Raw genomic sequence first — 23,893 nt, 5'->3', positions numbered from 1 at the left:
CATGACAAGTGAATGAAGTACAAGTGAAAAGGTAGCGGTAGAAAAAGTGAATACACAGCAATTGGCAAAACTGCGTTCCATCGTGCCCGAAATGCATTGCGTGCGGCACATCCATTTTGTCGGCATCGGTGGTGCTGGCATGGGCGGTATTGCCGAAGTGTTAGCGAATGAAGGGTACTACATCAGCGGCTCTGATCTGGCACCGAACGCGGTGACGCAGCAGTTGGCGGCGCTGGGGGCGCAGATCTATTTTCATCATCGCCCTGAGAACGTGAAAGACGCCAGCGTGGTGGTGGTGTCCAGCGCGATTAGCGCCGATAACCCGGAAATCGTTGCGGCCCACGAGGCGCGTATCCCGGTGATCCGCCGCGCTGAAATGCTGGCCGAATTAATGCGTTTTCGCCACGGTATCGCGATTGCCGGAACCCACGGCAAAACCACGACCACGGCGATGGTCGCCAGTATTTATGCCGAGGCGGGTCTGGACCCGACCTTTGTCAACGGCGGATTGGTGAAAGCGGCGGGTGTGCATGCGCGCCTGGGCTCTAGCCGTTACCTGATTGCGGAAGCGGACGAAAGCGATGCGTCCTTCCTGCATCTGCAACCGATGGTGGCGATTGTCACCAATATCGAAGCAGATCATATGGATACCTATCAGGGCGATTTTGAAAATTTAAAGCAGACATTCATCAACTTTTTGCACAATCTGCCGTTTTATGGCCGTGCGGTGATGTGTGTGGACGATGCGGTGATCCGTGAATTGCTGCCGCGCGTGGGGCGTCATATCACCACCTACGGGTTTAGCGACGACGCCGATGTGCGCGTGGCGGAGTACCGTCAGTCCGGCGCGCAGGGGCACTTTACGCTGGCGCGTCAGGGTAAGCCGCTGTTGCAGGTTACGCTGAATGCACCGGGCCGCCATAACGCGTTGAACGCGGCAGCAGCGGTTGCCGTGGCGACGGAAGAGGGCATTGATGACGTGGCAATCCTGCGCGCACTGTCCAGTTTTCAGGGAACCGGACGCCGTTTCGATTTCCTGGGCGAATTTCCGTTGGATGCGGTTAATGGCAACGCAGGCAGTGTGATGTTGGTGGATGACTACGGCCACCATCCGACCGAAGTGGATGCGACCATCAAAGCCGCTCGCGCTGGTTGGCCGGATAAACGCGTGGTGATGGTGTTTCAGCCGCACCGCTACACGCGTACGCGCGATCTGTATGACGATTTTGCCCACGTGCTGTCGCAAGTGGATGTGTTGCTGATGCTGGATGTGTACTCGGCGGGAGAAAATCCCATCCCCGGTGCTGATAGTCGCTCGTTGTGCCGTACCATTCGCGGGCGCGGCAAGGTGGATCCGATTCTGGTTACCGATCCGGATATGCTGGCTACGCTGCTAGCACCGACGTTACAGGATGGCGATCTGGTATTGATTCAAGGCGCGGGCAATGTAGGCAAGCTGGCGCGTAAACTGGCGGATACCCGCTTACAACCTCTGGTTACGGAGTGAGTATGGCGGAAAAAGTGGCAGTGCTGCTGGGAGGAGCATCGGCGGAGCGTGAGGTGTCACTGCGTTCCGGGCAGGCGGTGATTGCCGGGCTAAAAGCGGCGGGAATTGATGCCGAAGCCGTTGACCCGCGCGATTTTCCGGTCACTCGCTTGAAAGAGGCCGGGTTTGACAAAGTGTTTATCGCCCTGCACGGTCGCGGCGGTGAAGACGGCACGCTGCAAGGGGTATTGGAGTTTTTGCAGTTGCCTTACACCGGCAGCGGTGTGATGGCGTCGGCGCTGACCATGGATAAGTGGCGCACCAAGCTGGTGTGGCAGGCGTTGGGGTTGCCGATAGCCCCTTATGTCGCGTTGACGCGGGCGCAGTATAACGCGTTAACGCCCGAGCAGTTGCAGTCAGCCTGTGCGCACCTCGGCTTGCCGCTGATCGTGAAACCGAGCCGTGAAGGTTCCAGCGTCGGCATGAGCAAAGTGACGCAGCAAGAGGAACTGGTGTCGGCACTGAACACCGCATTTCAGCATGACGACGATGTGCTGGTTGAGAAGTGGCTGAGTGGGCCGGAGTATACGGTGGCGCTGTTAGGCGAGACGGTTCTGCCCTCGATTCGTATTCAGGCGGCGGGCGCGTTTTACGATTATGACGCGAAGTATCTCTCTGACGAGACGCAGTATTTTTGTCCCAGTGGGTTGTTGGCAGAGCAAGAGCAGGCTATCGGCGCACTGGCGCAAGCCGCTTTTGCCGCATTGGGATGTCGCGGCTGGGGCCGCGTTGACTTGATGCTGGACGCCGACGGCGCGTTTTACCTGTTGGAGGTGAATACCTCGCCCGGTATGACGGATCACAGCCTGGTGCCAATGGCGGCCAGGCAGCACGGGATGAGCTTCTCGCAGCTCGTCGCGCAGATCCTGGCCTCGGCTGCTTGATATGTCGCAGGCGGCGCGGAATTTGCGCGGACGCGACGAAGAGCCAAAAGGCGGGCGTCGCAGTAACGGTGGGCAGTTAGCCGGGTTGTTGTTCCTGCTGATGGTGCTGGGCACCATTCTGTGGGGCGGTTGGATGGTGTTGCAGTGGATGAAGGATGCCAGTCGGTTACCGCTTTCTCGTTTAGTGGTCACCGGCGAGCGGCACTACACCACCCATGATGATATTCGCCAGGCGATATTGTCGCTGGGCGCGCCGGGCACCTTTATGACGCAGGATGTGGATGTTATCCAACAGCAGATCGAGCGTCTGCCGTGGATCAAACAGGCCAGCGTGCGTAAGCAGTGGCCTGACGAATTAAAGATTCATCTGGTTGAATATGTGCCCGTAGCGCGGTGGAATGACCTACTGATGGTGGATGCAGAGGGAAACTCCTTCAGCGTGCCCGCTGAACGGGTCGGTAATCGCAAAATGCCGCTGTTGTACGGGCCAGAAGGCAGTGAAAACGATGTGCTGGAAGGCTACCGCACCATGAGTCAGGTGTTGGCGAGCAGTAAGCTGTCATTAAAAATGGTGGCGATGAGTGCACGGCATTCGTGGCAGTTGGGGCTGGAAGATGACATCCGTCTGGAATTGGGGCGTGATGAGCGGGCCCGGCGTTTGGAACGTTTTCTTGAGCTTTACCCGCTGTTGCAGCGGCAGGCGCAGAACGACAACAAACGTGTTAGCTACGTGGACTTACGTTACGACACCGGTGCCGCGGTAGGATGGGCACCGCCTCTGCTGGATCAGCAGCAGGGAAATGCTCAGCGAAAAGACGTTGATCAAAAACAGAACGGTAATCAGCAACAGAATCAGGCACAGGCTAAACAACAATGATCAAGTCGACGGACAGAAAACTGGTAGTTGGGCTGGAAATCGGTACAGCAAAAGTGGCTGCACTGGTCGGGGAAGTTCTGCCCGATGGCATGGTCAATATCATCGGCGTGGGCAGTTGTCCGTCACGCGGGATGGATAAAGGCGGCGTTAACGATTTAGAGTCCGTTGTAAAATGCGTACAGCGGACCATCGACCAGGCTGAACTGATGGCGGATTGTCAAATTTCTTCCGTCTATCTGGCGCTGTCGGGCAAGCACATCAGTTGCCAGAATGAAATCGGTATCGTGCCGATTTCGGAAGAGGAAGTGACGCAGGATGACGTCGAGAGCGTGGTGCACACGGCGAAATCCGTGCGCGTGCGCGATGAACACCGCATTTTGCATGTGATTCCGCAAGAGTACGCCATTGATTACCAGGAAGGGATCAAGAACCCGATTGGGCTTTCCGGCGTGCGCATGCAGGCAAAGGTGCATTTGATCACTTGCCATAATGATATGGCGAAAAACATTGTCAAAGCCGTAGAGCGCTGCGGTTTGAAAGTGGATCAACTGATTTTCGCCGGCCTGGCTTCCAGCTACGCCGTGCTGACGGAAGATGAGCGTGAGTTAGGCGTTTGCGTGGTGGATATCGGTGGTGGCACCATGGATATCGCGGTCTATACCGGCGGCGCGCTGCGCCACACCAAAGTGATCCCTTACGCGGGCAATGTGGTGACCAGCGACATCGCTTATGCGTTTGGCACACCGCCCACGGATGCGGAAGCCATCAAGGTACGCCACGGTTGTGCATTAGGCGCGATTGTCAGCAAAGACGAAAATCTGGAAGTGCCGAGCGTTGGCGGTCGGCCGCCACGCAGTCTGCAACGGCAGACACTGGCTGAAGTGATTGAACCGCGTTACACCGAATTGCTCAATTTGGTGAACGATGAAATTTTGCAATTGCAGGAGCAACTCCGTCAGCAGGGCGTGAAACACCATTTGGCCGCCGGCATTGTGCTGACGGGCGGTGCCGCTCAGATCGACGGGCTGGTTGATTGCGCCAAGCGCGTATTCCACACGCAGGTGCGTATCGGTCAGCCACTGAATATAACAGGCTTAACGGATTATGCGCAGGAGCCCTTCTACTCAACGGCGGTCGGGTTGCTGCATTACGGCAAAGAGTCTCACCTGGGCGGTGAGCACGAAGTAGAAAAACGTGGCTCAGTGGGCAATTGGTTTAAACGCATCAGTAGCTGGCTGAGAAAGGAATTTTAATGTTTATCAGAGATCGTGTGGCACACTTGACGGTCTCGCGGTACAGGCACAAAACGGAGAGAAATTATGTTTGAACCAATGGAGTTAACCAACGACGCGGTGATTAAAGTCATCGGCGTCGGCGGTGGCGGCGGTAACGCCGTCGAACATATGGTGCGCGAGCGCATCGAAGGCGTCGAATTCTTCGCAGTGAACACCGATGCGCAGGCACTGCGCAAAACTGCGGTGGGGCAGACGATTCAGATTGGTAGCGGCATCACCAAAGGGTTAGGCGCAGGTGCCAACCCGGAAGTGGGTCGTAACTCGGCGGAAGAAGACCGTGAAGCACTGCGCGCTGCGCTTGATGGCGCGGACATGGTGTTTATCGCTGCCGGTATGGGCGGCGGCACCGGTACTGGTGCGGCACCCGTGGTGGCTGAAGTGGCAAAGGATCTTGGTATCCTGACGGTTGCGGTTGTGACCAAGCCCTTCAACTTCGAAGGCAAAAAACGCATGGCGTTTGCCGAGCAGGGGATTGCCGAGCTGTCTAAGCACGTGGATTCGCTGATCACCATCCCTAACGACAAACTGTTGAAAGTGCTGGGTCGCGGCATTTCTTTGCTGGACGCGTTCGGTGCAGCGAACGATGTGCTGAAAGGCGCTGTCCAAGGTATTGCCGAACTGATTACCCGTCCTGGCCTGATGAACGTAGACTTTGCGGACGTGCGCACCGTGATGTCAGAAATGGGTTATGCCATGATGGGCTCCGGCGTGGCGCGCGGTGAAGACCGTGCCGAAGAAGCTGCTGAAATGGCGATTTCCAGCCCGCTGCTGGAAGATATTGACCTGTCTGGCGCACGCGGCGTGCTGGTTAACATCACGGCGGGCTTTGACCTGCGTCTGGATGAGTTCGAAACCGTGGGTAACACCATTCGTGCGTTCGCTTCCGACAATGCCACCGTGGTGATTGGTACCTCGTTGGATCCGGACATGAACGACGAACTGCGCGTCACCGTGGTGGCGACCGGTATCGGCATGGATAAACGCCCAGAAATTACGCTGGTGACTAACAAACAAGCTAGCCAACCGGTTATGGATCACCGTTACCAGCAACACGGTATGACGCCGCTGACGCAGGAAAAACCGGCGGCCAAGGTGGTTAATGACCAAACGGTACAAACCAACAAAGAGCCTGACTATTTGGATATTCCCGCATTTTTGCGCAAACAAGCGGACTAACCTCCGCCTTGTGATTGGAATCTCCGCTCTTTGTGCTAAACTGTCCCGCCTGTCCTGGTGTAAGCTAGGACGGTTGGTTCAGTAACATTGCGAGATAATACGATGATCAAACAACGTACATTAAAGCGTATCGTACAGGCGACGGGCGTCGGTTTGCATACCGGCAAGAAAGTCACGCTGACGATGCGACCTGCACCGGCGAATACCGGGGTCATCTATCGCCGCACTGACTTGAATCCACCGGTTGATTTTCCGGCTGATGCCAAATCCGTGCGTGATACCATGCTCTGTACTTGCCTGGTAAACGAGCATGACGTGCGTATTTCAACGGTGGAACACCTGAACGCCGCCTTGGCGGGGTTGGGTATCGATAACATCGTGATTGATGTTGATGCCCCGGAAATTCCAATTATGGATGGCAGTGCCAGCCCGTTCGTCTACCTGCTGCTTGATGCTGGTATCGAAGAGCTGAACTGCGCCAAAAAATTCGTTCGCATCAAACAGCCAGTGCGGGTTGAAGACGGTGATAAATGGGCGGAACTGACGCCGTATAACGGTTTCAGCCTCGATTTCACCATCGATTTTAACCACCCGGCCATTGATGCAGGCTCACAGCGCTATTGCCTGGATTTCTCAGCCGATGCGTTTATTCGCCAGATCAGCCGTGCGCGTACTTTCGGCTTCATGCGCGATATCGAATACCTGCAATCTCGCGGCCTGTGCCTGGGCGGCAGTATGGATTGCGCTATCGTGGTAGACGATTATCGTGTGCTGAACGAAGATGGCCTGCGTTTTGAAGACGAATTTGTGCGTCATAAAATGCTGGATGCGATCGGCGACCTGTTCATGTGCGGTTATAACATCATTGGTGCGTTCTCTGCGTTCAAATCTGGTCACGCGCTCAACAACAAGTTGTTGCAGGCGGTGTTGGCTAAACAGGAAGCATGGGAATACGTCACCTTTGAAAACGAGCGCGAAGTGCCGTTGGCGTTCAAAGCCCCTTCTACGGTGCTGGCGTAACCGACATCGGGCGTTAGTGTCGTCGTTCAGGCGAATATGACAGGTTATTTTTTCTGTTGGCTGGTTTTACTCGTACCCTCTCCGGCGAGTGAAGCCAGCCTTTCTAATATCTTCCTCAATTTTTCCGGACTGTGGCTGGCTAAATGCCGGAGCGTCTCGGCGCTTTGTTCGCTCAGTTGACGGGGCGGCGTATCTGAATTTTTGCTCTCTGCGCGCAAATTATCCTTTCCCGATACAGTTTCATCTCCTTTTGCGGCCAACGCGGGATTAATCCTGATGTCGATCGATGCCAATGATGGTAATATCTGAGCGCGCAATGCTGAGAGTAACGAGGGTTGCTCATAACGTAACCGCATTAACCAGCTTGCATTGGCAGTTTCCAGTATCAGGTGGCCTTGTCGATAATTCGCGACGCGACACCAGGGGTGCAGTTGAGAAGGCAGTAAGCCTTTCACGGCCCGATTAAGTTTTAACAAGGCGATAGCGCGCTGTTGGACCTCGTGTAAGGGACCTTTGTTTCCCCCTGACGCGCTATCGAACAGGGACTCCAGTGATTGGGGGCGGCTATCACGCATAGGCATCAGGCTCCGGTGGGCAAATAAACTCGTCATGGGTATTCTAAATCGTTGGCGACAATTTGGCAGACGTTATTTTTGGCCACATCTCCTGTTGGGGATGGTTGCGGCCAGCCTTGGTCTGCCGACCAGCCTTAACGAAACCAACGAGCATGCTTCTGCGTCAAACGCGACGGCCAGTATCAGCCGCCAGAATCCCGTCACGTTTAGCCTGACCGAACTGGCCAGTTTGAAAGAGGTGCATCGCCGCACCTCGTTTGGTATTGATTATTGGCATCAGCATGCCATTCGCACGGTTATTCGTCATCTCTCCTTTGCGTTGACGGTGCCTCAGGCCCACGTATTGCCGGAGGCCGAGGCGGCGTTGAGTGCGCACCCGCTGGTGATTCTGGATACGCTCAATGCACTGTTGACGTTGCCGGAAACCCCCTCGGCGTTATCCCCCTTACCGCGCGGTACCCAGGTTTTTGCCGCTTCTCCTCACCGTACCGGGCTGTGGCTGTCTCAAGTCCGCGGCATCCGCGCTGGGCCAGCACGCTCTGCCTGACTCGCCGTTTCACTCGCGTTTTCCTGGCGTATAACAATCGACATGGACAATGTCACTGTTCTGAATGCAAACGCGAATACCGCTTCTTCTCGCCTATCTTCGGATTGCGATGAAAGGAATTATGAGTAGCTATCGTATCGTCGCTGAAACAGCGGCCTACGTGAGAATAAAATCATTATGTTAACCAGTATCCTGACTAAAGTTTTTGGCAGCCGTAACGATCGTACGCTGCGCCGTATGCGTAAAGTGGTTGATGTTATCAGCCGAATGGAACCGACCATCGAAGCGCTGTCGGATGATGAACTGAAAGCAAAAACCGCTGAATTCCGTGCGCGCCTTGAGAAAGGGGAAACCCTTGAAGCGTTGTTGCCTGAGGCGTTTGCGGTGGTGCGTGAAGCCAGTAAACGTGTGTTTGGTATGCGCCATTTTGACGTACAGTTGATGGGCGGCATGGTGCTGAACGAACGCTGCATCGCTGAAATGCGTACCGGTGAAGGTAAAACCCTGACCGCAACCCTGCCTGCTTACCTCAATGCCCTGACTGGCCGTGGTGTGCACGTGGTGACGGTGAACGACTACCTGGCACAGCGTGACGCCGAGAATAACCGCCCGCTGTTTGAATACCTGGGCTTGACGGTTGGCATCAACCTGCCGGGCATGCCTGCACCGGCCAAGCGTGAAGCCTATGCGGCCGATATCACTTACGGTACCAACAACGAGTACGGCTTTGACTATCTGCGCGACAACATGGCATTCAGCCCCGAAGAGCGCGTGCAGCGTAAGCTTTACTATGCGTTGGTGGATGAAGTGGACTCCATCCTGATCGATGAAGCGCGTACTCCGCTGATCATCTCCGGTCCGGCGGAAGACAGCTCCGATCTCTATATTCGCGTCAATAAAATCATTCCGCACCTGATTCGTCAGGAAAAAGAGGACTCAGATACCTTCCACGGTGAAGGGCACTTCTCGGTGGATGAAAAAGCGCGTCAGGTTAACCTGACCGAACGCGGCCTGGTGCTGGTGGAAGAGCTGCTGGTAAAACAAGGCATCATGGACGAGGGAGAATCACTGTATTCTCCAACCAATATCATGCTGATGCACCACGTTACCGCCGCGCTGCGCGCCCATGTGCTGTTCACCCGCGACGTTGACTACATCGTGAAAGACGGCGAAGTGATCATCGTGGATGAGCACACCGGTCGTACCATGCAGGGGCGTCGCTGGTCTGACGGCTTGCACCAAGCGGTGGAAGCTAAAGAGAACGTGAAGATCCAGAACGAAAACCAGACGCTGGCGTCGATCACCTTCCAGAACTACTTCCGTCTGTACGAAAAGCTGGCCGGGATGACCGGTACGGCCGATACCGAAGCGTTTGAATTCAGCTCTATTTATAAGCTCGATACCATTGTTGTACCGACCAACCGCCCAATGATCCGTAAAGATTTACCCGATCTGGTCTACATGACTGAGCAGGAAAAGATCGACGCGATCATCGAAGATATCAAAGAGCGCAGCGTGAAGGGCCAGCCGGTGTTGGTGGGGACTATCTCCATCGAGAAATCGGAAGTGGTGTCAGAAGCGCTGACTAAAGCAGGCATCAAGCACAACGTCCTGAACGCTAAATTCCACGCCAAAGAAGCAGATATTGTTGCGCAGGCCGGTCAGGCAAGCGCGGTGACCATCGCCACCAACATGGCGGGCCGTGGTACCGATATCGTGCTGGGCGGCAGCTTGCAGGCCGAATTGGCACTGCTGGACGATCCGGATGAAGCCGCGATTGCTGAAGCCAAAGCCGCGTGGCAAGTGCGTCACGATGCAGTACTGGCTGCCGGTGGTTTGCACATTATCGGTACGGAACGTCATGAATCACGCCGTATCGATAACCAGCTGCGCGGTCGTTCTGGTCGTCAGGGGGATGCAGGTTCCTCCCGTTTTTACCTGTCGATGGAAGATGCGCTGATGCGTATTTTTGCCTCCGATCGTGTCTCTAACATGATGCGTAAACTGGGCATGAAACCCGGTGAAGCCATTGAACACCCGTGGGTCACCAAAGCCATTGCCAACGCCCAACGCAAAGTGGAAAGCCGCAACTTTGATATCCGTAAGCAACTGCTTGAATATGATGATGTTGCCAACGATCAGCGCCGTGCCATTTACACCCAGCGTAATGAATTGCTGGACGTGGTGGATATCAGCGAAACCATTAACAGCATCCGTGAAGACGTGTTTAAGCTGGCGATTGATAACCACATTCCGACGCAGTCGCTGGAAGAGCAGTGGGATATCGAAGGGCTGGAGCAGCGCCTGAAAAACGATTTCGATCTCGAGTTGCCCATTTCAGCCTGGTTGGATGAAGAGCACACGCTGCATGAAGAAACTCTGCGTGAGCGTATTCTGCAACAGGCCATCGATGTCTACCATCGCAAAGAAGAAGTGGTCGGTGTCGATGTGATGCGCAACTTCGAGAAGGGCGTGATGCTACAAACGCTGGATTCCCTGTGGAAAGAGCATCTGGCGGCCATGGATTATCTGCGTCAGGGTATCCACCTGCGCGGTTATGCGCAGAAAGATCCTAAGCAGGAGTACAAGCGCGAATCCTTCTCGATGTTTGCTAACATGCTAGAGTCCTTGAAATATGAAGTGATCAGCACGCTGAGCAAGGTACAGGTTAGAATGCCGGAAGAGGTTGAAGCGCTGGAGCAACAACGTCGTGAAGAGGCAGAGCGCCTGGCGCGTCAGCAACAGTTGAGCCACCAGAGCGACGATCAAATCAGCGCGGCGGCCGCGGCTGCCGGGCAGGGCGATCGCAAGGTTGGTCGTAACGATCCGTGCCCGTGCGGCTCCGGTAAAAAGTACAAACAGTGTCATGGCCGTTTGCAGCACTAATGCCTTGCTCACTGTGATATATACCCTAAATAATTCGAGTTGCAGGAAGGCGGCAAGTGCGTGACAAATCTGTCTGGAACAGATTTGAACAGCGCTTGCGCTGGCCCGTAGGGTGAACCTCAGGGATGAGGTTCATAGTCCCGATGCGCTTACTCAGGTAAGTGATTCGGGTGAGCGAACGCAGCCAACACACCTGCAACTTGAAGTATGATGGGTATAACGAAGAGGCGGTCGATGACCGCCTTTTATTTGGCTGGAATTTGAAGGAGTAAGTCGTGCGTAAACACCTGAACGTTGCGGTAGGCATTATTCGTAATGCGCAACGCGAGTTTTTTATCGCCCGTCGCCCTCAGGGCGTACACATGGCGGGAATGTGGGAGTTTCCCGGTGGCAAAGTGGAACCGGGCGAAACCGCTGAACAAGCGCTGATTCGTGAATTGCGTGAAGAGGTGGGGATTGAAGCGCTGGCACCGACAGCGCTGAACAGCAAAACCGTGGAAACCGATGAGCGCATTATTACGCTGCACTTCTTTATGGTTGAACGCTGGCAGGGGGAACCCTATGGGCGTGAGGGGCAGCCGTCTCGCTGGCTGGATGCGGCGTCGCTGCTGGAAGATGAATTTCCTCCCGCCAACGTCGAGATGATCCGCTGGCTGAAGGAAACGCATTGCTAAGCCGGTGCAACAACCCTGCTGATTAATCGTCAGGCGTTAATGGCGAGGTTCTTCGCTCCATTCGTCACTGTCCGAAATATCTTCATTGCTCGGGATGCGTTTTTCTTCATCTGCCCATTCCCCGAGATCGATAAGCTGGCAGCGTTTGCTGCAAAAGGGGCGATAAGGGCTATTTTCTCCCCACTCCACCGACTTTTTACAGGTAGGGCAGCTAACAGTGAAGGTTTCGTTATCCATGTTTTTTCCTACAACAATAGCGGTTAACAACAGGCCAATTCAAAGGACAGGCGCGCGGGCACGTGGCCATTTTCGCTGTCTAAGGGTAAAAAGCGAATCGCAAAGCGTGATTTATGGCCTGAGACCTGAGGGTAGAGCTGATGCTCGATAGCCAATTGTAAACGAATCAGGTCGGCATCCACCGCGTTATCTTGAAAGAATCCGTTCAAACTGGTTTGTGCCCGAAACGTACCCGAGTGGCGAATTAGCTCCAGTACCTGATCGAGTGAGTTTTTTAGCGGTGACAATGAGTGTAGCCAGGCATCGATCACTTGTTGCTTCTGCGCCTGCGGCTGATGCAGCCACAGATGCAGGGTTGGCACATCAAAACTGCAACAGCCGCCTGGAATACTCAGACGCTGCCGTACCATGCCGATTAACTTGTCTTCACGCAAAAATTGCCCCATGCGCGGTGCGGACATTAGCACGGCCGCGAGTTGCTTTAAACGTTGGCGCAGTGCATGGATACGGTCATGATCGACGCCGGGTACATCGCTCCATTGCAGCAGCTTTTGTTGCTGACGCTCCAGCTCTTTAAGCAGTTCAGTACGAATGTCTCCGCGTTCCAGTACGTCGAGCAAATCGACCACGGCACGAAAGAAGGCAAGTGCACTGCCCATATCTGCCCAGCTGTGATTTTCATGCAACTGTTGCAGCAGCGTTTCCAAGCGTAGCCAGGTACGCGTCTTTTCATTGAGTGGGTATTCAAACAACACGGTGGAAAGGGCATCGCTCATTGTTACTTGTCCTGTCGGTCGTTGTCGGCGGCAAGGGCGAGGTAGCGTTGATGTAACGCGGCAACCTGCTCCATCCACGCCCCGGGGCGACCGTTGTTATCAATAATGTCATCCGCACAGGCCAACCGCTGTTCACGCGTTGCCTGTGACGCGAGTATGTTCTCAGCCTGCTGGCGATTTACCTTATCACGAGCAAGCAGGCGTTCTAACTGCGTGTCCCTTTGGACATCAACGACCGCCACGCGCTGTGCCAAGGATTGCAACCCATTCTCCACCAACAGTGGCACCACCCACAGCACATAGGGGCCTTTTGCCTGTTGCCATTGTCGCCGTGTTTCTGCATGAATCAAGGGGTGCAATAAAGCATTTAGCCATGTTTTATCCTCAGTTGAGGAAAAAATGCGCTGGCGGAGCATGGCGCGATTCAAGGTGCCATCGCTATTCAACATATCGTTACCAAAATACGCCTGAATAGCCAATAACGCTGGCGCACCGGGTTCTACTACCTGACGAGCGATGACATCAGCATCGACAACCGGGATCCCGAAGGTGGCGAAGGCATCGGCGACCGTGCTTTTTCCGCTGCCGATGCCACCTGTTAAGGCTACGATATAGGTCATAACGCCTTGTGTGAAAATGATCAGGTAAATTTATGGGATTCTAGCCCAAATAAACGGAAAATCGCAGTCTTGTTGTTGCATTATTACTGCGTATGATGAGGTAACTGGGAATGGCCTTCTCCCTTTGTACTTTACGTGGCCGCATTGCTGGCATACTCGCCGCTATAACCAGGAAGATAACCGTCATGCGTATTGAAGAAGATCTGAAGCTCGGTTTCAAAGATGTCCTTATTCGCCCCAAGCGCTCTACCTTGAAAAGTCGTTCTGACGTTGAATTGGAACGCCAATTCACCTTCCTTCATGCAGGGAGTTCCTGGTCTGGTGTACCGGTGATTGCAGCCAATATGGATACCGTAGGTACCTTTCGTATGGCGCGTGCGCTGGCGGAGTTTGACGTGCTGACTGCCGTGCATAAGCACTACAGCGTCGAGCAGTGGGCGCAGTTCGTCAAAGAAGCACCGGAAACGGTGTTACGCCACGTGATGGTATCCACCGGTACGTCGGAGGCGGATTTCGTCAAGGTCAAACAGATCCTGGCGCTGTCTGCTGAACTCAAATTTATTTGCATTGACGTTGCCAACGGCTATTCCGAGCATTTCGTTAATTTCCTGCAAAAAGCGCGTGAAGCCTGGCCGGATAAGGTCATTTGCGCCGGGAACGTCGTGACGGGAGAAATGGTGGAAGAGCTGATTCTTTCTGGCGCGGATATCGTCAAGGTGGGGATCGGACCGGGTTCAGTATGTACCACGCGAGTGAAAACCGGTGTGGGTTATCCACAACTCTCCGCGGTGATTGAATGTGCGGATGCCGCACACGGCTTGGGCGGACAGATCGTCAGTGACGGTGGCTGCTCGATGCCGGGGGACGTGGCGAAAGCCTTTGGCGGCGGTGCAGATTTTGTGATGCTCGGCGGCATGCTGGCAGGCCACGACGAGTGTGAAGGTCGTGTGGTGGAAGAGAATGGCCAGAAGCTGATGCTGTTCTATGGCATGAGTTCTGCTTCTGCGATGGAGCGTCATTCCGGCGGTGTCGCAGAGTATCGCGCCGCAGAAGGGAAAACGGTCAAGCTGCCGCTACGTGGCCCGGTTGATAATACGGTACGTGATATTCTGGGTGGTTTGCGCTCGGCATGCACCTACGTTGGTGCTTCTCGCCTGAAAGAACTCACTAAACGCACCACGTTTATTCGTGTAGCGGAGCAGGAAAACCGTACCTATAACGGCAACGCATAGCGCCAACACACGCGGTGCAGACTGCACGACGATGGCGAAGCGATTACGCATTCGTCATCAGATCTCCGAATTGAAAGATGGGCAGGTACATGGCGATCACCAGCGTACCAATGATGCCACCAACCAGCACGATCAGTAGGGGCTCCAGCGTGTGGGTCAGCGTTTGTGCGCGCTGTGTTGTCTGCTGCTGGTGCCATTGCGCTAACTGGTTAAACATGTTGTCCAACGCACCAGTCTCCTCTCCTACGCGGATCAGTTGCGCACAAGGGGGTGGGAATAACCGGTTATAAGGTGTTATCGCCTGTTGCAGCGAGTCCCCCTGCTCTATATTTCGCAGAATCGGGATTAGTGCTTCCTGATAGGCAAAATAGGGAAGGGTGGCGGCGGCTGTCAAACCGGCGGGCAGTGTCAACCCGGCGCGTTGTGTCACGTCGAGCAGCGTGAAAAGATAGCTCAATGCTTCTCCTCGCATCAGTGCGCCGAGTAGCGGGATCTTCATCAAAAAACGTTCTTCCTGCCGTCGTAAGGCCATGGAGCGGGCGCGACACACCGGATACCCCAGTACGATGCTCACCGGGAGCGTAAGTAACAGCAGCGCGTGATGTGCAACCACATCAGCCAGTGCCAGAACGTGCTGAGTCAGCGGCGGTAGCGGTGCCTCGAATGACTCATACAAGCTGGCAAATTCGGGTAATACTCCTATCAGCATGATGATACTCACCGTAATGCTAACGCCCAGAACAAAACCAGGATAGCGCAGCGCTTGCTTCACTTTCTTTTGCAGTTGAAGCTGCTGCTCTTGCTGCGTCGCCAACTGTTGGCAACATACATCCAGTTTACCGGTCATCTCACCAACGGCGACCAGGGTGGGGTAAAGCGCAGGAAACACCCGCGGGTGGTGGCGCAGGGCATCGGAAAAAGATTCGCCTTCGGCAATGTCATCGGCCAATGCGTTAATCAGGCATCGCCATCCCGGTAGTTCATGCTGTTCGGCCAGCAGTCGCAGCGCATTCAGCAGCGGCAGACCCGCCTGTAACAATGCGGCAATCTGTTTAAATAAGGCAATACGTGCCGTTGCTTTCCAATAACGTTGCGTGAGCGTCTGCCGGTATCGTAAACGTAACGGCTGGTATCCCCGCTTAGCCAAACGTAGATAAACGTGCTGGCTTTCATTACCGATGCTTTCCCCGCGCTGTAATTCTCCGTGTGGCGTGAGGGCAAGCCATGAGTAGAGTTTTTGTGGCATGGACGTAGGCTCAATGAGAGTGTGGTGATGCGCCAATAACCCGATACATTTCGGCAGCGGATGTCTCTCCTTGAGAAACCCGTTGTAATGCCGCTATGAATAGCGTGTCATAACCCGTTTCGTTAGCCAGTACCGCGAGGTCTTGCGCGCTGGCACCACGACTCAATGCGTGCCGCAGCGCTGGGGTGACCGGCAGCAACTCGTAGAGGGCAATTCGACCATAATACCCCTTCACGCAGTGTTCACAGCCCTGTGCCTCCCAGTGCTGAACGGGGGAGGCGCATAGCGTATCGGGAAATGTTAATGGCGGGGACGCCGGTGTTTTACAGTGCGGACAGAGACGCCGAACCAGACGCTGGGCAATGAGCAGCGTCAGCGCACCCGCGAGCAAGTAGCCGGGAATACCCAAATGCCCGAGCCGGGTTAGGGTTTCAATCGCGGAATTGGTATGCAGCGTCGATAATACCAGATGACCGGTTTGCGCCGCTTTCACGGCAATTTCCGCCGTTTCGCTATCACGTATTTCGCCGATCATGACAACATCAGGATCTTGACGCAGCAGGGCGCGCAAAATACGGCTGAAATCCAGCTCGGCCTTGACGTTCAATGCCGTCTGATTGATGCCGGGTAGCGGGATTTCTATCGGATCTTCCACGCTGCAAATATTGCGTTGACTCTCATTCAGCCAGCATATAGCGCTGTAGAGTGTGACTGTTTTACCGCTTCCCGTTGGTCCTGTGACCAGGATCATGCCTTGTGGTTGCAGCAACGCGTGTGTCAAACAGGCGTATGCCGTCGGCGATAAGCCCAGATTGTCGAGAGTGAGCATTTGTTGGTAGGTTTGTAATACGCGCAGTACAACTTTTTCACCTTCCAGTACGGGCAGTGTGGCAATACGCAGCGAGAGCGACTGCGTATCCAGCGCAAACGAGAACTGACCGTCTTGCGGCAGACGGCGCTCTGCAATATCCAATTGTCCCAAGATTTTTAGCCGAGCAGTAAGACGTGCTGCCCAGTCTAATGGAGGGGGCGTGCATATATGCAGTACGCCATCAATACGCATGCGAACGCGATAGTTGCCCGCCATGGGTTCAAAATGGATATCTGAAGCCCGTCGCTGGAAAGCTTGCGCCAGCGTTTGATTGATATAGTGGATAACGGACGTTTCTTCGTCTGTTGGCTCGGTGGTGGGCGTCACGCTGAACACCGCGTCGCTTTCTGCCGCCTGCGGTACGGGGTGGAAAGCCTGCTCCAGTTTCGCTTGTGACCAGCGTTCCACCACGACACGGCGATTACTGGCAAACTTTAGCGCTGTCAGCAATGCAGGAGCCACATCATCGGTGACGGCGACAGTGACGGTTTGTTCATCCAAAGTCAGCAGCCGTGCCTGATAGCGTTGGCACAGTTGCTTGATCTCTTGATCCAGCGGTGCGTATGTGTTCATGTTCCCTCCGAGACATCATCGAAACGAAATACGCGCTGGCAGGCGGCGATAAGGCTGTCGGACTGTGTTGCTGACTGACAGTTTCGACTCCAGATGACGGAGCTGCTGCTGGTATCCCAACGTGGCGTTAAGGTCACGTTCAACCCTTGTAAGGCAGACTGTCCCGTCAATGTGATTACACCTCGTGTTACGCTGACATCACTGACATAGCGAGATCCTCTTGCGGCGGGAATACCTTGACTTCCTGCATTACAAGTCGCAACGCTGCTGTTTTCTAACGCGCACAAATTGACTGCCGTTTGATACGGTGCCAGCGATTGCAGCATGTCTGTCATAGCCGCCTTTTGCAGGTATCCCTGATAAGCAGGGATACCAATGGAGGCGAGAATGGCAACAATCGCGATAACGATCATCAACTCAACCAGGGTGAATCCGCGTTCTGTGTTCATCATCGTCCTTTTCAGTCAGCCGGTTTGGCATAAAGGTAGAAGAGGCAAGGGGGGAGGACGAGCGCGGAAGTGGATAACTGGAAGAGCGACTCGTAAAGAATGGCTCGGGTTACATGATTGTTTTAAAATATGGAATCGATATCGCAGAAAATAAGTGGGTTTTAATAAATTTATTATATTTTAATAGGTTAATGGTTATTTTAAGGATGTCCTTGCTAGGAAAATAACCAAGGCTGAGTAATAATGGCATGACACCATTTCTTGGAGAGCATGTGATATGCAGTTGGAAGCGGGTTGGTTAACAGGCGTAAAACGGGTGCCTTCTCCCCATTATGATGCGCGCCCTGACGCAGAGCTTCCTTCATTGCTGGTGATACACAATATCAGCTTACCGCCGGGAGAGTTTGGCGGCCCCTACATTGACCAACTGTTCACGGCGACGCTCGATCCCCAAGCGCACCCCTATTTTCAAGACATCAGCCATTTGCGGGTGTCGGCACACTGTTTGATTCGCCGTGATGGCAGCATTGTGCAATATGTCCCTTTTGATAAACGCGCTTGGCATGCCGGGGTGTCTCAGTTTGCCGGTCGTGAGCGGTGTAACGATTTCTCCATTGGTATCGAGCTGGAAGGCACGGATACGCTACCTTTTACTCAGGAGCAATATCAACAGCTGGCCTGTGTTACCCGGTTGTTGTTGACCCATTACCCTATTACGCCACAGTGTATTACCGGGCATAGTGATATCGCCCCTCAACGTAAAACTGATCCCGGCCCGGCCTTTGACTGGCAGCACTATTACCAATTGATCCAAGTGCCGGAAATTGACGATAAGAGGAATGAGTGCTCATGACCCTGTTTACCTTGCTACTGGCTCTGACGTGGGAGCGTTTGTTTAAAAAAAACGATCGCTGGCAGATAGACGCCCATCTGGAAATGATTTTTCGCCGCCTTTCTGCCCCCTCTTTGTTGCAGACATTGCTGTTAGCCTTGGTGGGGATGACCGCGACCGCTGCGTTGCTGTGGCTGGCGAAGGGGGTATTGTTTGGGTTGGTGGGGTTATTGCTTTGGATTGCTATCATACTGTTGTGTATTGGTGCTGGGGAGGTGAGGCAGCATTACCAGAATTACCTTGGCGCAGCACAACGCGGCGAACAGGATGCAATGCAGGCGCTGGCAGAAGAGCTGGCGTTGATTCATGGTTTACCGCTGGATGCCACCGAGCGAGAAAAACTGAGTGAATTGCAGAATGCACTGCTGTGGCTCAATTTTCGCTTTTATCTGGCTCCGTTGTTCTGGTTTGTGGTTGCTGGGTCATACGGGCCGATAGCGCTGGTTGGTTATGCCATTTTACGCGCTCGTCAAACCTGTCTGGCGCGACATCATACCCCTTTGGGCCGCGCACAATCAGGCGTAGATGCCTTATTACGCTGGTTAGATTGGATCCCGGCACGTTTGGTGGGGATCACCTATGCGCTGTTAGGTCACGGTGAAAAAGCGCTTCCTGCCTGGTTGGCATCGTTGGGCGATTGGCACCATTCTCCCTATTGGGTTGTTACGCAGCTGGCACAATTTTCTCTGGTTCGCGAATCTCACACCGACCCCATTGATGCGCCGCGCGCCGCAGTAACACTCGCGAAAAAGGTCTCTGTAGTGATGGTGGTGGTGGTGGCTGTGCTCACGATTTATGGTACGTTGCTTTGAGCTGCGTCTGGCGGTGTATATCGCAACGTGCCTGGCATTGATGGGGCCATCTTCAAAGAGTGCATCCTCCGAAGCCCGTTTACATCTTGTTCAACGCGGTTTCAGACAGATCCTCACTCACTTGATGCCCTCTTAACGCACGAATTATAAAGGGAGGACGCTATTGTGAGAGGACTAAATAGGTCTAATGAGTTTTAACTCGATGCCTCGTTTTATTGCGTGCTTGGCATTATTAACACCCAATTTTTCTACGGCATTACCCATATGGTATTTTACTGTAGTGAGTTTTATCGCAAGAATAATAGCGATTTCTTGATATGATTTCCCAATGCTTGCCCAATATAATATTTCATTCTCCCTCTTTGATAAGACCTTTTTTTCTGGCGGTGTATTGACGCTGTCCAGGTTATCTCCCTTATGATAAAAACCCATCATTTTATCATGTGTCGTCAATAGCAACATCTGGATGTCATTCTTATAATCTGTTATGGTATTTTCGATATTATCGTCATTGTGCTTATCCATAATGATCGACAGGACAGCAAGATGGTCGCAATGATCGTGAAGCAAAAAAGTATATCCATCAACTATGTTATAGCGCTTCGCCATCTGGAAAATGATATTTTTTTTTGTATCTTTATTCATCGCTACACTTTCATGCCAAGAAAATGGTGTGATGCGCGATGATGCGGTCATGAGGACGGGATCAATAAATTGATAATTATGTTGATTATAGAATGAAAACCACGCTGTCTTATTTGATATTACTGTAAACTCGGTCGGGTCTTTTTTGTTCATTATTGCATAAGCAAAATTGATGTGATTATATTCACCTAACTATTTTTCTAAATGATTTCTGATTGAAACGTTAACTTCAGTATTGTTAAAAAAACATGTGGCATGTATTTTCTCCATTATTGAATAAAATCCTTATAATCTATATTATAGACTAAGATCATGTTGTTATAGGGATTAAGCGGACCGCTGTTGGCTGAATACGTAGATGTTACCTTGGAGTGAGGTATGTCTATCAAAAGAAGGGAATTCTATAAAATGTGAATGTTTAGGTAGATATTATTTCGCAGTGAAACTGTTGAGTTTAAAATTTTTTTGCTACTTTTAAAAGTAAATGAAGTGTATCTAAAATCCTAATTGGTTTCACTGAGCATTGACAACATATCCGTTGTTCGCAATAATACGCAAAATTTTTCCCTGGTGTTGGCCAATTTGGCGTATGATCCTCTTCGTGAGGATCACTTTTTTTCCCAAACTCTCTCATTCTTATTCAATAACGATAATTCTTTTAACTTATAAATACCAGATGTACTAAAGTACAGTCTGTACCTGTGCTTTCGGTAAAAGTCTCCTCGTCCAAGCGTCGCTCCTTACTTCTTCTCCCCCTATCGTGTTGATGCGTACTCGCAGCGCTGGCAGGCAACAAAGGGCGATGATGGAAAGGTAAAACGGCACCCGAAGGTGCCGTTGTCATATCACTTAGCGGGTGGTTGCGATCCGCTGTTTTTTCTGTTTCATGGCATAACCGATGCCAAGCACGACCAGCCATACGGGAATCAGCAGTACGGAAATCTGAATTCCCGGTGTCATGAACATGATCACTAAAATACCCGTCAGGAACAGCAGGCAAATATAATTGCCTAGCGGATAGAGCAGCGCTTTGAATTTGGTCTGCACGCCTTCCTGCGCTTTGGCTTTGCGGAATTTCAAGTGCGCCAGGCTGATCATGGCCCAGTTTATCACCAGTGCAGACACCACCAACGCCATCAGGAGTTCGAACGCTTTACCCGGAATCAGATAATTGATCAGAACGCACAGCGCAGTGGCGGCGGCAGAAATACCGATAGCAATAACGGGCACGCCGCGTTTATCAACGGTTAGCAGCGCTTTCGGGCCATTACCTTGCTTGGCAAGGCCGTAAAGCATACGGCTGTTACAGTACACGCAGCTGTTGTAGACCGATAAGGCTGCCGTCAACACCACAATGTTCAGTATGGTTGCTACAATATTACTGTCCAGGTTGTGGAAAATCATGACAAACGGGCTCCCCCCTTCCACGACTTTTCCCCAAGGGTAGAGCGACAGCAGAATGGCCAGCGAGCCGATATAAAAGATCAGAATACGGTAGATGACCTGATTGGTGGCGCGTGGGATGCTGGTTTCCGGGTTATCCGCTTCTGCTGCGGTGATTCCTACCAGTTCCAGGCCACCAAACGAGAACATGATAACTGCCATTGCCATCACCAGACCGGTGATGCCATTGGGGAAAAATCCGCCTTGCGCCCACAGGTTGGTCACGGTGGCTTCCGGTCCGCCCTGACCGCTTAACAGCAGCCAGCCGCCAAACACGATCATGCCGATAATGGCCACGACCTTGATGATGGCAAACCAGAACTCCATTTCACCGTACACTTTGACATTGGCGAGGTTAATGGCATTAATCACCAGGAAAAAGACGGCGGCAGAAACCCAGGTGGGAATATCAGGCCACCAGTACTGCACATAGATGCCCACTGCTGTCAGTTCAGCCATTGCGACCAGCACGTAGAGCACCCAATAGTTCCAGCCGGAAGCGAACCCAGCGAAATCACCCCAATATTTATAGGCAAAATGGCTAAAAGAGCCTGCAACAGGTTCTTCGACGACCATCTCTCCTAATTGGCGCATGATGAGAAACGCGATGATACCGCCGATGGCATAGCCCAGCAGTACGGAAGGCCCTGCCATTTTGATAGTGGCGGCAATCCCTAAAAACAGCCCGGTGCCGACGGCACCACCCAGGGCAATCAACTGAATATGACGGTTTTTTAAGCCGCGTTTCAGCGTCCCGTCGTGTTGTTGACCATCCATTAATATAACCCTCTGTCAGAGCGCAGCAGACACGATGCGGATACTCGCGTCATTTTACGTTTGTGTAATGTTATTTTTACGGTGATAACCAGATGAAAATGCGCTGATGACTACCGTTTGTCAGAGAATAGTGGTAAGCGGAACAGATTGCACTGATTTCTTGTCGCGATTTGTCGATCGACCCCACGAAAATACTGACTGTGTACATTTTTAAATCAGCATAGAAACGGTTTCTGTCTTCTTTGATGCCCGAGCGGTGTGGCACGACGTCTGCCACAAACGACATGTCAAAGGAAACGTGCTCACGCGGTGATAAAGCCAATACTATTTATCTGCTTAATGTATCGATATTTGGATTATCAAACATGCCAATTGAATGAACGCTTTATGGAATACAATGCGCCAATAACATTACATCATGGCTTTCTAATATTATTCTTTAACAGGAGTATGTCGACGTTATGCCTCTTAAATTTGAACCTGTGAATGTCAATGAATTTATGTCTACGTATCTATCCTTTAATAGTCTGGATAGAATAAGCCATGAGGCGTTAGACAAAATGTGGAAGGTAGCGAAAGGCATAGAGTTCGCCACTAATGGTCTGGAATTATTTAAACGAATGAATATTAAAGATCAGCATGATGTGGATAAAAGACTTGCTCCTTTGTACGAAAAGCTAGTGCGTCAGAAATCTAAATGTCATGACCAAAAAAAAGAGAAATTAAATGAAATATCAGAGGCATTAAAGCGTCGTGTCACCAAAGATCCCAATGTGAGAGACCACTATATAAGTCGCTATAAGGATAATCAAAGGAAAATACAAATTGAGAAGTCGTGTTTTGAAAAAGAGATTTCAAAACATGTGGGGATCAAAGCCTTGAACGTAGATAACGCTGAGCTTTTTAAACATAAAAGTGAGGCGTGCCGTTTGCAATTAAACATATTGCGTGATGATGATGCTGAAACGATAATGAAGAAAGCTAACGATAATTTATCCGAAACCACGAAACAGGTCGAGTGTCTTTATAGTCGGCTTAGTGAAATTACGCGCCACGCACAGAAGAAAATCGATAATCTGGATTATATTCTGCGTTTAGCGGTGGATAACAAAATTTACAACGCGAAAGGTATCGGGTTTGGCCCTATCACATGGAAAAGTTATCTTTCTGAAGACGCTTATGCCAAAAAATATTTTGGCACTCAACGCGTTTGTGGTCGAAGAAAATACATCGAAAGAGAAATACCCAGCGTACATGGGAAGCAATGGCAGCGCACCCTCATCGATTACTGTCATGAACGTGCTGTGTTAAAGGAATATCAAAATGCCTTGAAGAAAGGGACCAGTGATGGGGTATCGCTTAGTGAGCAGTGCCGACAGGCGTTGATGAAAGACGTCACCCACGCTATCAATCGCTATGATGCAAAGCACCATACTTACACCAAACGGGCGGAAAAGACTGCCGATCATTTGGACCATCTCAAGAGGAGGTTAATGATGTATGACGTGGCGATTAACGATGTCAATCGCCAGATCGAGAGAGTAAAATTGATGGGTAATAGCTGATTTTTATCGGCAAAAGTGAGGAGGGTGATGGTGTTGTGTATAGGTTTTTGTTGCTGAAAGTATCACCGTTTGGAAAAAGAGAAATGTTAACAATACGTATCACTTGCCCCCGCCTCATAAACTCGTCTTGATTTTTAATTTATAAAATGTGAATTTTTATTCACTTTGTTACTGGTTGAACGGTTCAGCATCGACTGATTTTCGTTTCATAAAAGTTAAAACATTTATAGGGTTGAAGCCGCTACTTCCTAGTGAGTATAGGGTTTTGACCTAAT

At 52.1% G+C, this 23,893-nt stretch carries 22 protein-coding genes; 13 read left to right on the top strand and 9 right to left on the bottom strand.

Annotated elements, in window-relative coordinates; all coding sequences use genetic code 11:
• The first annotated feature begins 46 nt into the window (after positions 1–46).
• From murC to lpxC, 6 genes are all read left to right on the top strand, one after another.
• Complete coding sequence (gene murC / locus J5224_RS01645; protein ID WP_264623703.1) at positions 47–1,507, top strand: UDP-N-acetylmuramate--L-alanine ligase; 1,461 nt, start codon at positions 47–49, stop codon at positions 1,505–1,507.
• Positions 1,508–1,509: 2 nt separating this feature from the next.
• Complete coding sequence (locus tag J5224_RS01640) at positions 1,510–2,430, top strand: D-alanine--D-alanine ligase (protein WP_264623702.1); 921 nt, start codon at positions 1,510–1,512, stop codon at positions 2,428–2,430.
• Between the two features lies 1 nt (position 2,431).
• Entirely contained in the window at positions 2,432–3,307 is an 876-nt protein-coding gene (ftsQ, locus tag J5224_RS01635; protein WP_264623701.1) for a cell division protein FtsQ, read from the top strand.
• Positions 3,304–4,560, top strand: a complete 1,257-nt coding sequence (ftsA, locus tag J5224_RS01630; RefSeq protein WP_222158190.1) for a cell division protein FtsA — start codon at positions 3,304–3,306, stop codon at positions 4,558–4,560. Before ftsQ ends, ftsA begins: the two co-directional genes overlap by 4 nt.
• 66 nt (positions 4,561–4,626) lie before the next feature.
• Entirely contained in the window at positions 4,627–5,778 is a 1,152-nt protein-coding gene (ftsZ, locus tag J5224_RS01625) for a cell division protein FtsZ (RefSeq protein WP_264623700.1), read from the top strand.
• 102 nt (positions 5,779–5,880) lie between these two features.
• Positions 5,881–6,798, top strand: coding sequence for a UDP-3-O-acyl-N-acetylglucosamine deacetylase (gene lpxC / locus J5224_RS01620; RefSeq protein WP_264623699.1), 918 nt, complete (start codon positions 5,881–5,883; stop codon positions 6,796–6,798).
• A 44-nt stretch (positions 6,799–6,842) separates the two neighbouring features.
• Here the strand turns inward: lpxC and J5224_RS01615 are convergent, their stop codons facing one another.
• Entirely contained in the window at positions 6,843–7,373 is a 531-nt protein-coding gene (locus J5224_RS01615) for a DUF721 domain-containing protein (protein WP_264623865.1), read from the bottom strand.
• A gap of 34 nt (positions 7,374–7,407) precedes the next feature.
• Here J5224_RS01615 and secM point away from each other — a divergent pair, with 34 nt between their 5' ends.
• The 3 genes from secM to mutT all read left to right on the top strand — a co-directional run bounded on the left by secM (position 7,408) and on the right by mutT (position 11,480).
• Positions 7,408–7,920, top strand: a complete 513-nt coding sequence (gene secM / locus J5224_RS01610) for a secA translation cis-regulator SecM (protein ID WP_264623698.1) — start codon at positions 7,408–7,410, stop codon at positions 7,918–7,920.
• Positions 7,921–8,097: 177 nt separating this feature from the next.
• The gene (gene secA / locus J5224_RS01605) at positions 8,098–10,806 is read left to right on the top strand and encodes a preprotein translocase subunit SecA (RefSeq protein WP_264623697.1); all 2,709 of its coding nucleotides are present in this window, start codon (positions 8,098–8,100) and stop codon (positions 10,804–10,806) included.
• Between the two features lie 275 nt (positions 10,807–11,081).
• A complete protein-coding gene (gene mutT / locus J5224_RS01600) occupies positions 11,082–11,480 on the top strand; it encodes an 8-oxo-dGTP diphosphatase MutT (RefSeq protein ID WP_264623696.1) in 399 nt (132 codons plus the stop codon).
• Between the two features lie 36 nt (positions 11,481–11,516).
• On the opposite strand, the gene yacG is transcribed toward mutT, so the two are convergent.
• The 3 genes from yacG to coaE are packed head-to-tail and all read right to left on the bottom strand — an operon-like array spanning position 11,517 to position 13,113.
• Positions 11,517–11,717: a DNA gyrase inhibitor YacG gene (yacG, locus tag J5224_RS01595; protein WP_264623695.1), complete on the bottom strand. Its 201-nt coding sequence runs from the start codon at positions 11,715–11,717 to the stop codon at positions 11,517–11,519.
• Positions 11,718–11,740: 23 nt separating this feature from the next.
• Positions 11,741–12,493 carry a cell division protein ZapD gene (gene zapD, locus J5224_RS01590; RefSeq protein ID WP_264623694.1) on the bottom strand — a complete coding sequence of 251 codons (753 nt, stop codon included), beginning with the start codon at positions 12,491–12,493 and terminating at the stop codon, positions 11,741–11,743.
• Positions 12,494–12,495: 2 nt separating this feature from the next.
• Positions 12,496–13,113, bottom strand: a complete 618-nt coding sequence (gene coaE / locus J5224_RS01585) for a dephospho-CoA kinase (protein ID WP_264623693.1) — start codon at positions 13,111–13,113, stop codon at positions 12,496–12,498.
• Between the two features lie 185 nt (positions 13,114–13,298).
• On the opposite strand from coaE, the gene J5224_RS01580 reads away from it, so the two are divergent.
• Complete coding sequence (locus J5224_RS01580; RefSeq protein WP_264623692.1) at positions 13,299–14,345, top strand: GMP reductase; 1,047 nt, start codon at positions 13,299–13,301, stop codon at positions 14,343–14,345.
• A gap of 43 nt (positions 14,346–14,388) precedes the next feature.
• On the opposite strand, the gene hofC is transcribed toward J5224_RS01580, so the two are convergent.
• From hofC to ppdD, 3 genes are read right to left on the bottom strand one after another with little or no spacing between them, the layout of a single operon-like run.
• Complete coding sequence (gene hofC, locus J5224_RS01575; RefSeq protein ID WP_264623691.1) at positions 14,389–15,591, bottom strand: protein transport protein HofC; 1,203 nt, start codon at positions 15,589–15,591, stop codon at positions 14,389–14,391.
• A 10-nt stretch (positions 15,592–15,601) separates the two neighbouring features.
• On the bottom strand, positions 15,602–17,035 hold the full coding sequence (gene gspE / locus J5224_RS01570) for a type II secretion system protein GspE (RefSeq protein ID WP_264623690.1): 1,434 nt from the start codon (positions 17,033–17,035) through the stop codon (positions 15,602–15,604).
• Positions 17,032–17,484, bottom strand: a complete 453-nt coding sequence (ppdD, locus tag J5224_RS01565; protein ID WP_319802412.1) for a prepilin peptidase-dependent pilin — start codon at positions 17,482–17,484, stop codon at positions 17,032–17,034. Before ppdD ends, gspE begins: the two co-directional genes overlap by 4 nt.
• Before the next feature lie 277 nt (positions 17,485–17,761).
• Between ppdD and ampD the strand changes: the two genes are divergently transcribed.
• The gene (gene ampD, locus J5224_RS01560) at positions 17,762–18,337 is read left to right on the top strand and encodes a 1,6-anhydro-N-acetylmuramyl-L-alanine amidase AmpD (RefSeq protein WP_264623688.1); all 576 of its coding nucleotides are present in this window, start codon (positions 17,762–17,764) and stop codon (positions 18,335–18,337) included.
• Positions 18,334–19,188 carry a beta-lactamase regulator AmpE gene (ampE, locus tag J5224_RS01555; protein ID WP_264623687.1) on the top strand — a complete coding sequence of 285 codons (855 nt, stop codon included), beginning with the start codon at positions 18,334–18,336 and terminating at the stop codon, positions 19,186–19,188. Before ampD ends, ampE begins: the two co-directional genes overlap by 4 nt.
• A 174-nt stretch (positions 19,189–19,362) precedes the next feature.
• Here ampE and J5224_RS01550 read toward each other — a convergent pair whose 3' ends face one another.
• On the bottom strand, positions 19,363–20,007 hold the full coding sequence (locus tag J5224_RS01550) for a helix-turn-helix transcriptional regulator (protein WP_413544634.1): 645 nt from the start codon (positions 20,005–20,007) through the stop codon (positions 19,363–19,365).
• Positions 20,008–20,682: 675 nt separating this feature from the next.
• On the bottom strand, positions 20,683–22,053 hold the full coding sequence (locus J5224_RS01545; protein WP_264623686.1) for an amino acid permease: 1,371 nt from the start codon (positions 22,051–22,053) through the stop codon (positions 20,683–20,685).
• 461 nt (positions 22,054–22,514) lie between these two features.
• On the opposite strand from J5224_RS01545, the gene J5224_RS01540 reads away from it, so the two are divergent.
• Positions 22,515–23,618: a hypothetical protein gene (locus J5224_RS01540; protein ID WP_264623685.1), complete on the top strand. Its 1,104-nt coding sequence runs from the start codon at positions 22,515–22,517 to the stop codon at positions 23,616–23,618.
• Positions 23,619–23,893 lie beyond the last annotated feature (275 nt).

The organism is Candidatus Symbiopectobacterium sp. NZEC135 (assembly GCF_025962695.1).
The sequence above is the reverse complement of the archived record's forward strand: the minus strand, read 5'-3'. Positions and strand labels throughout refer to the sequence as shown.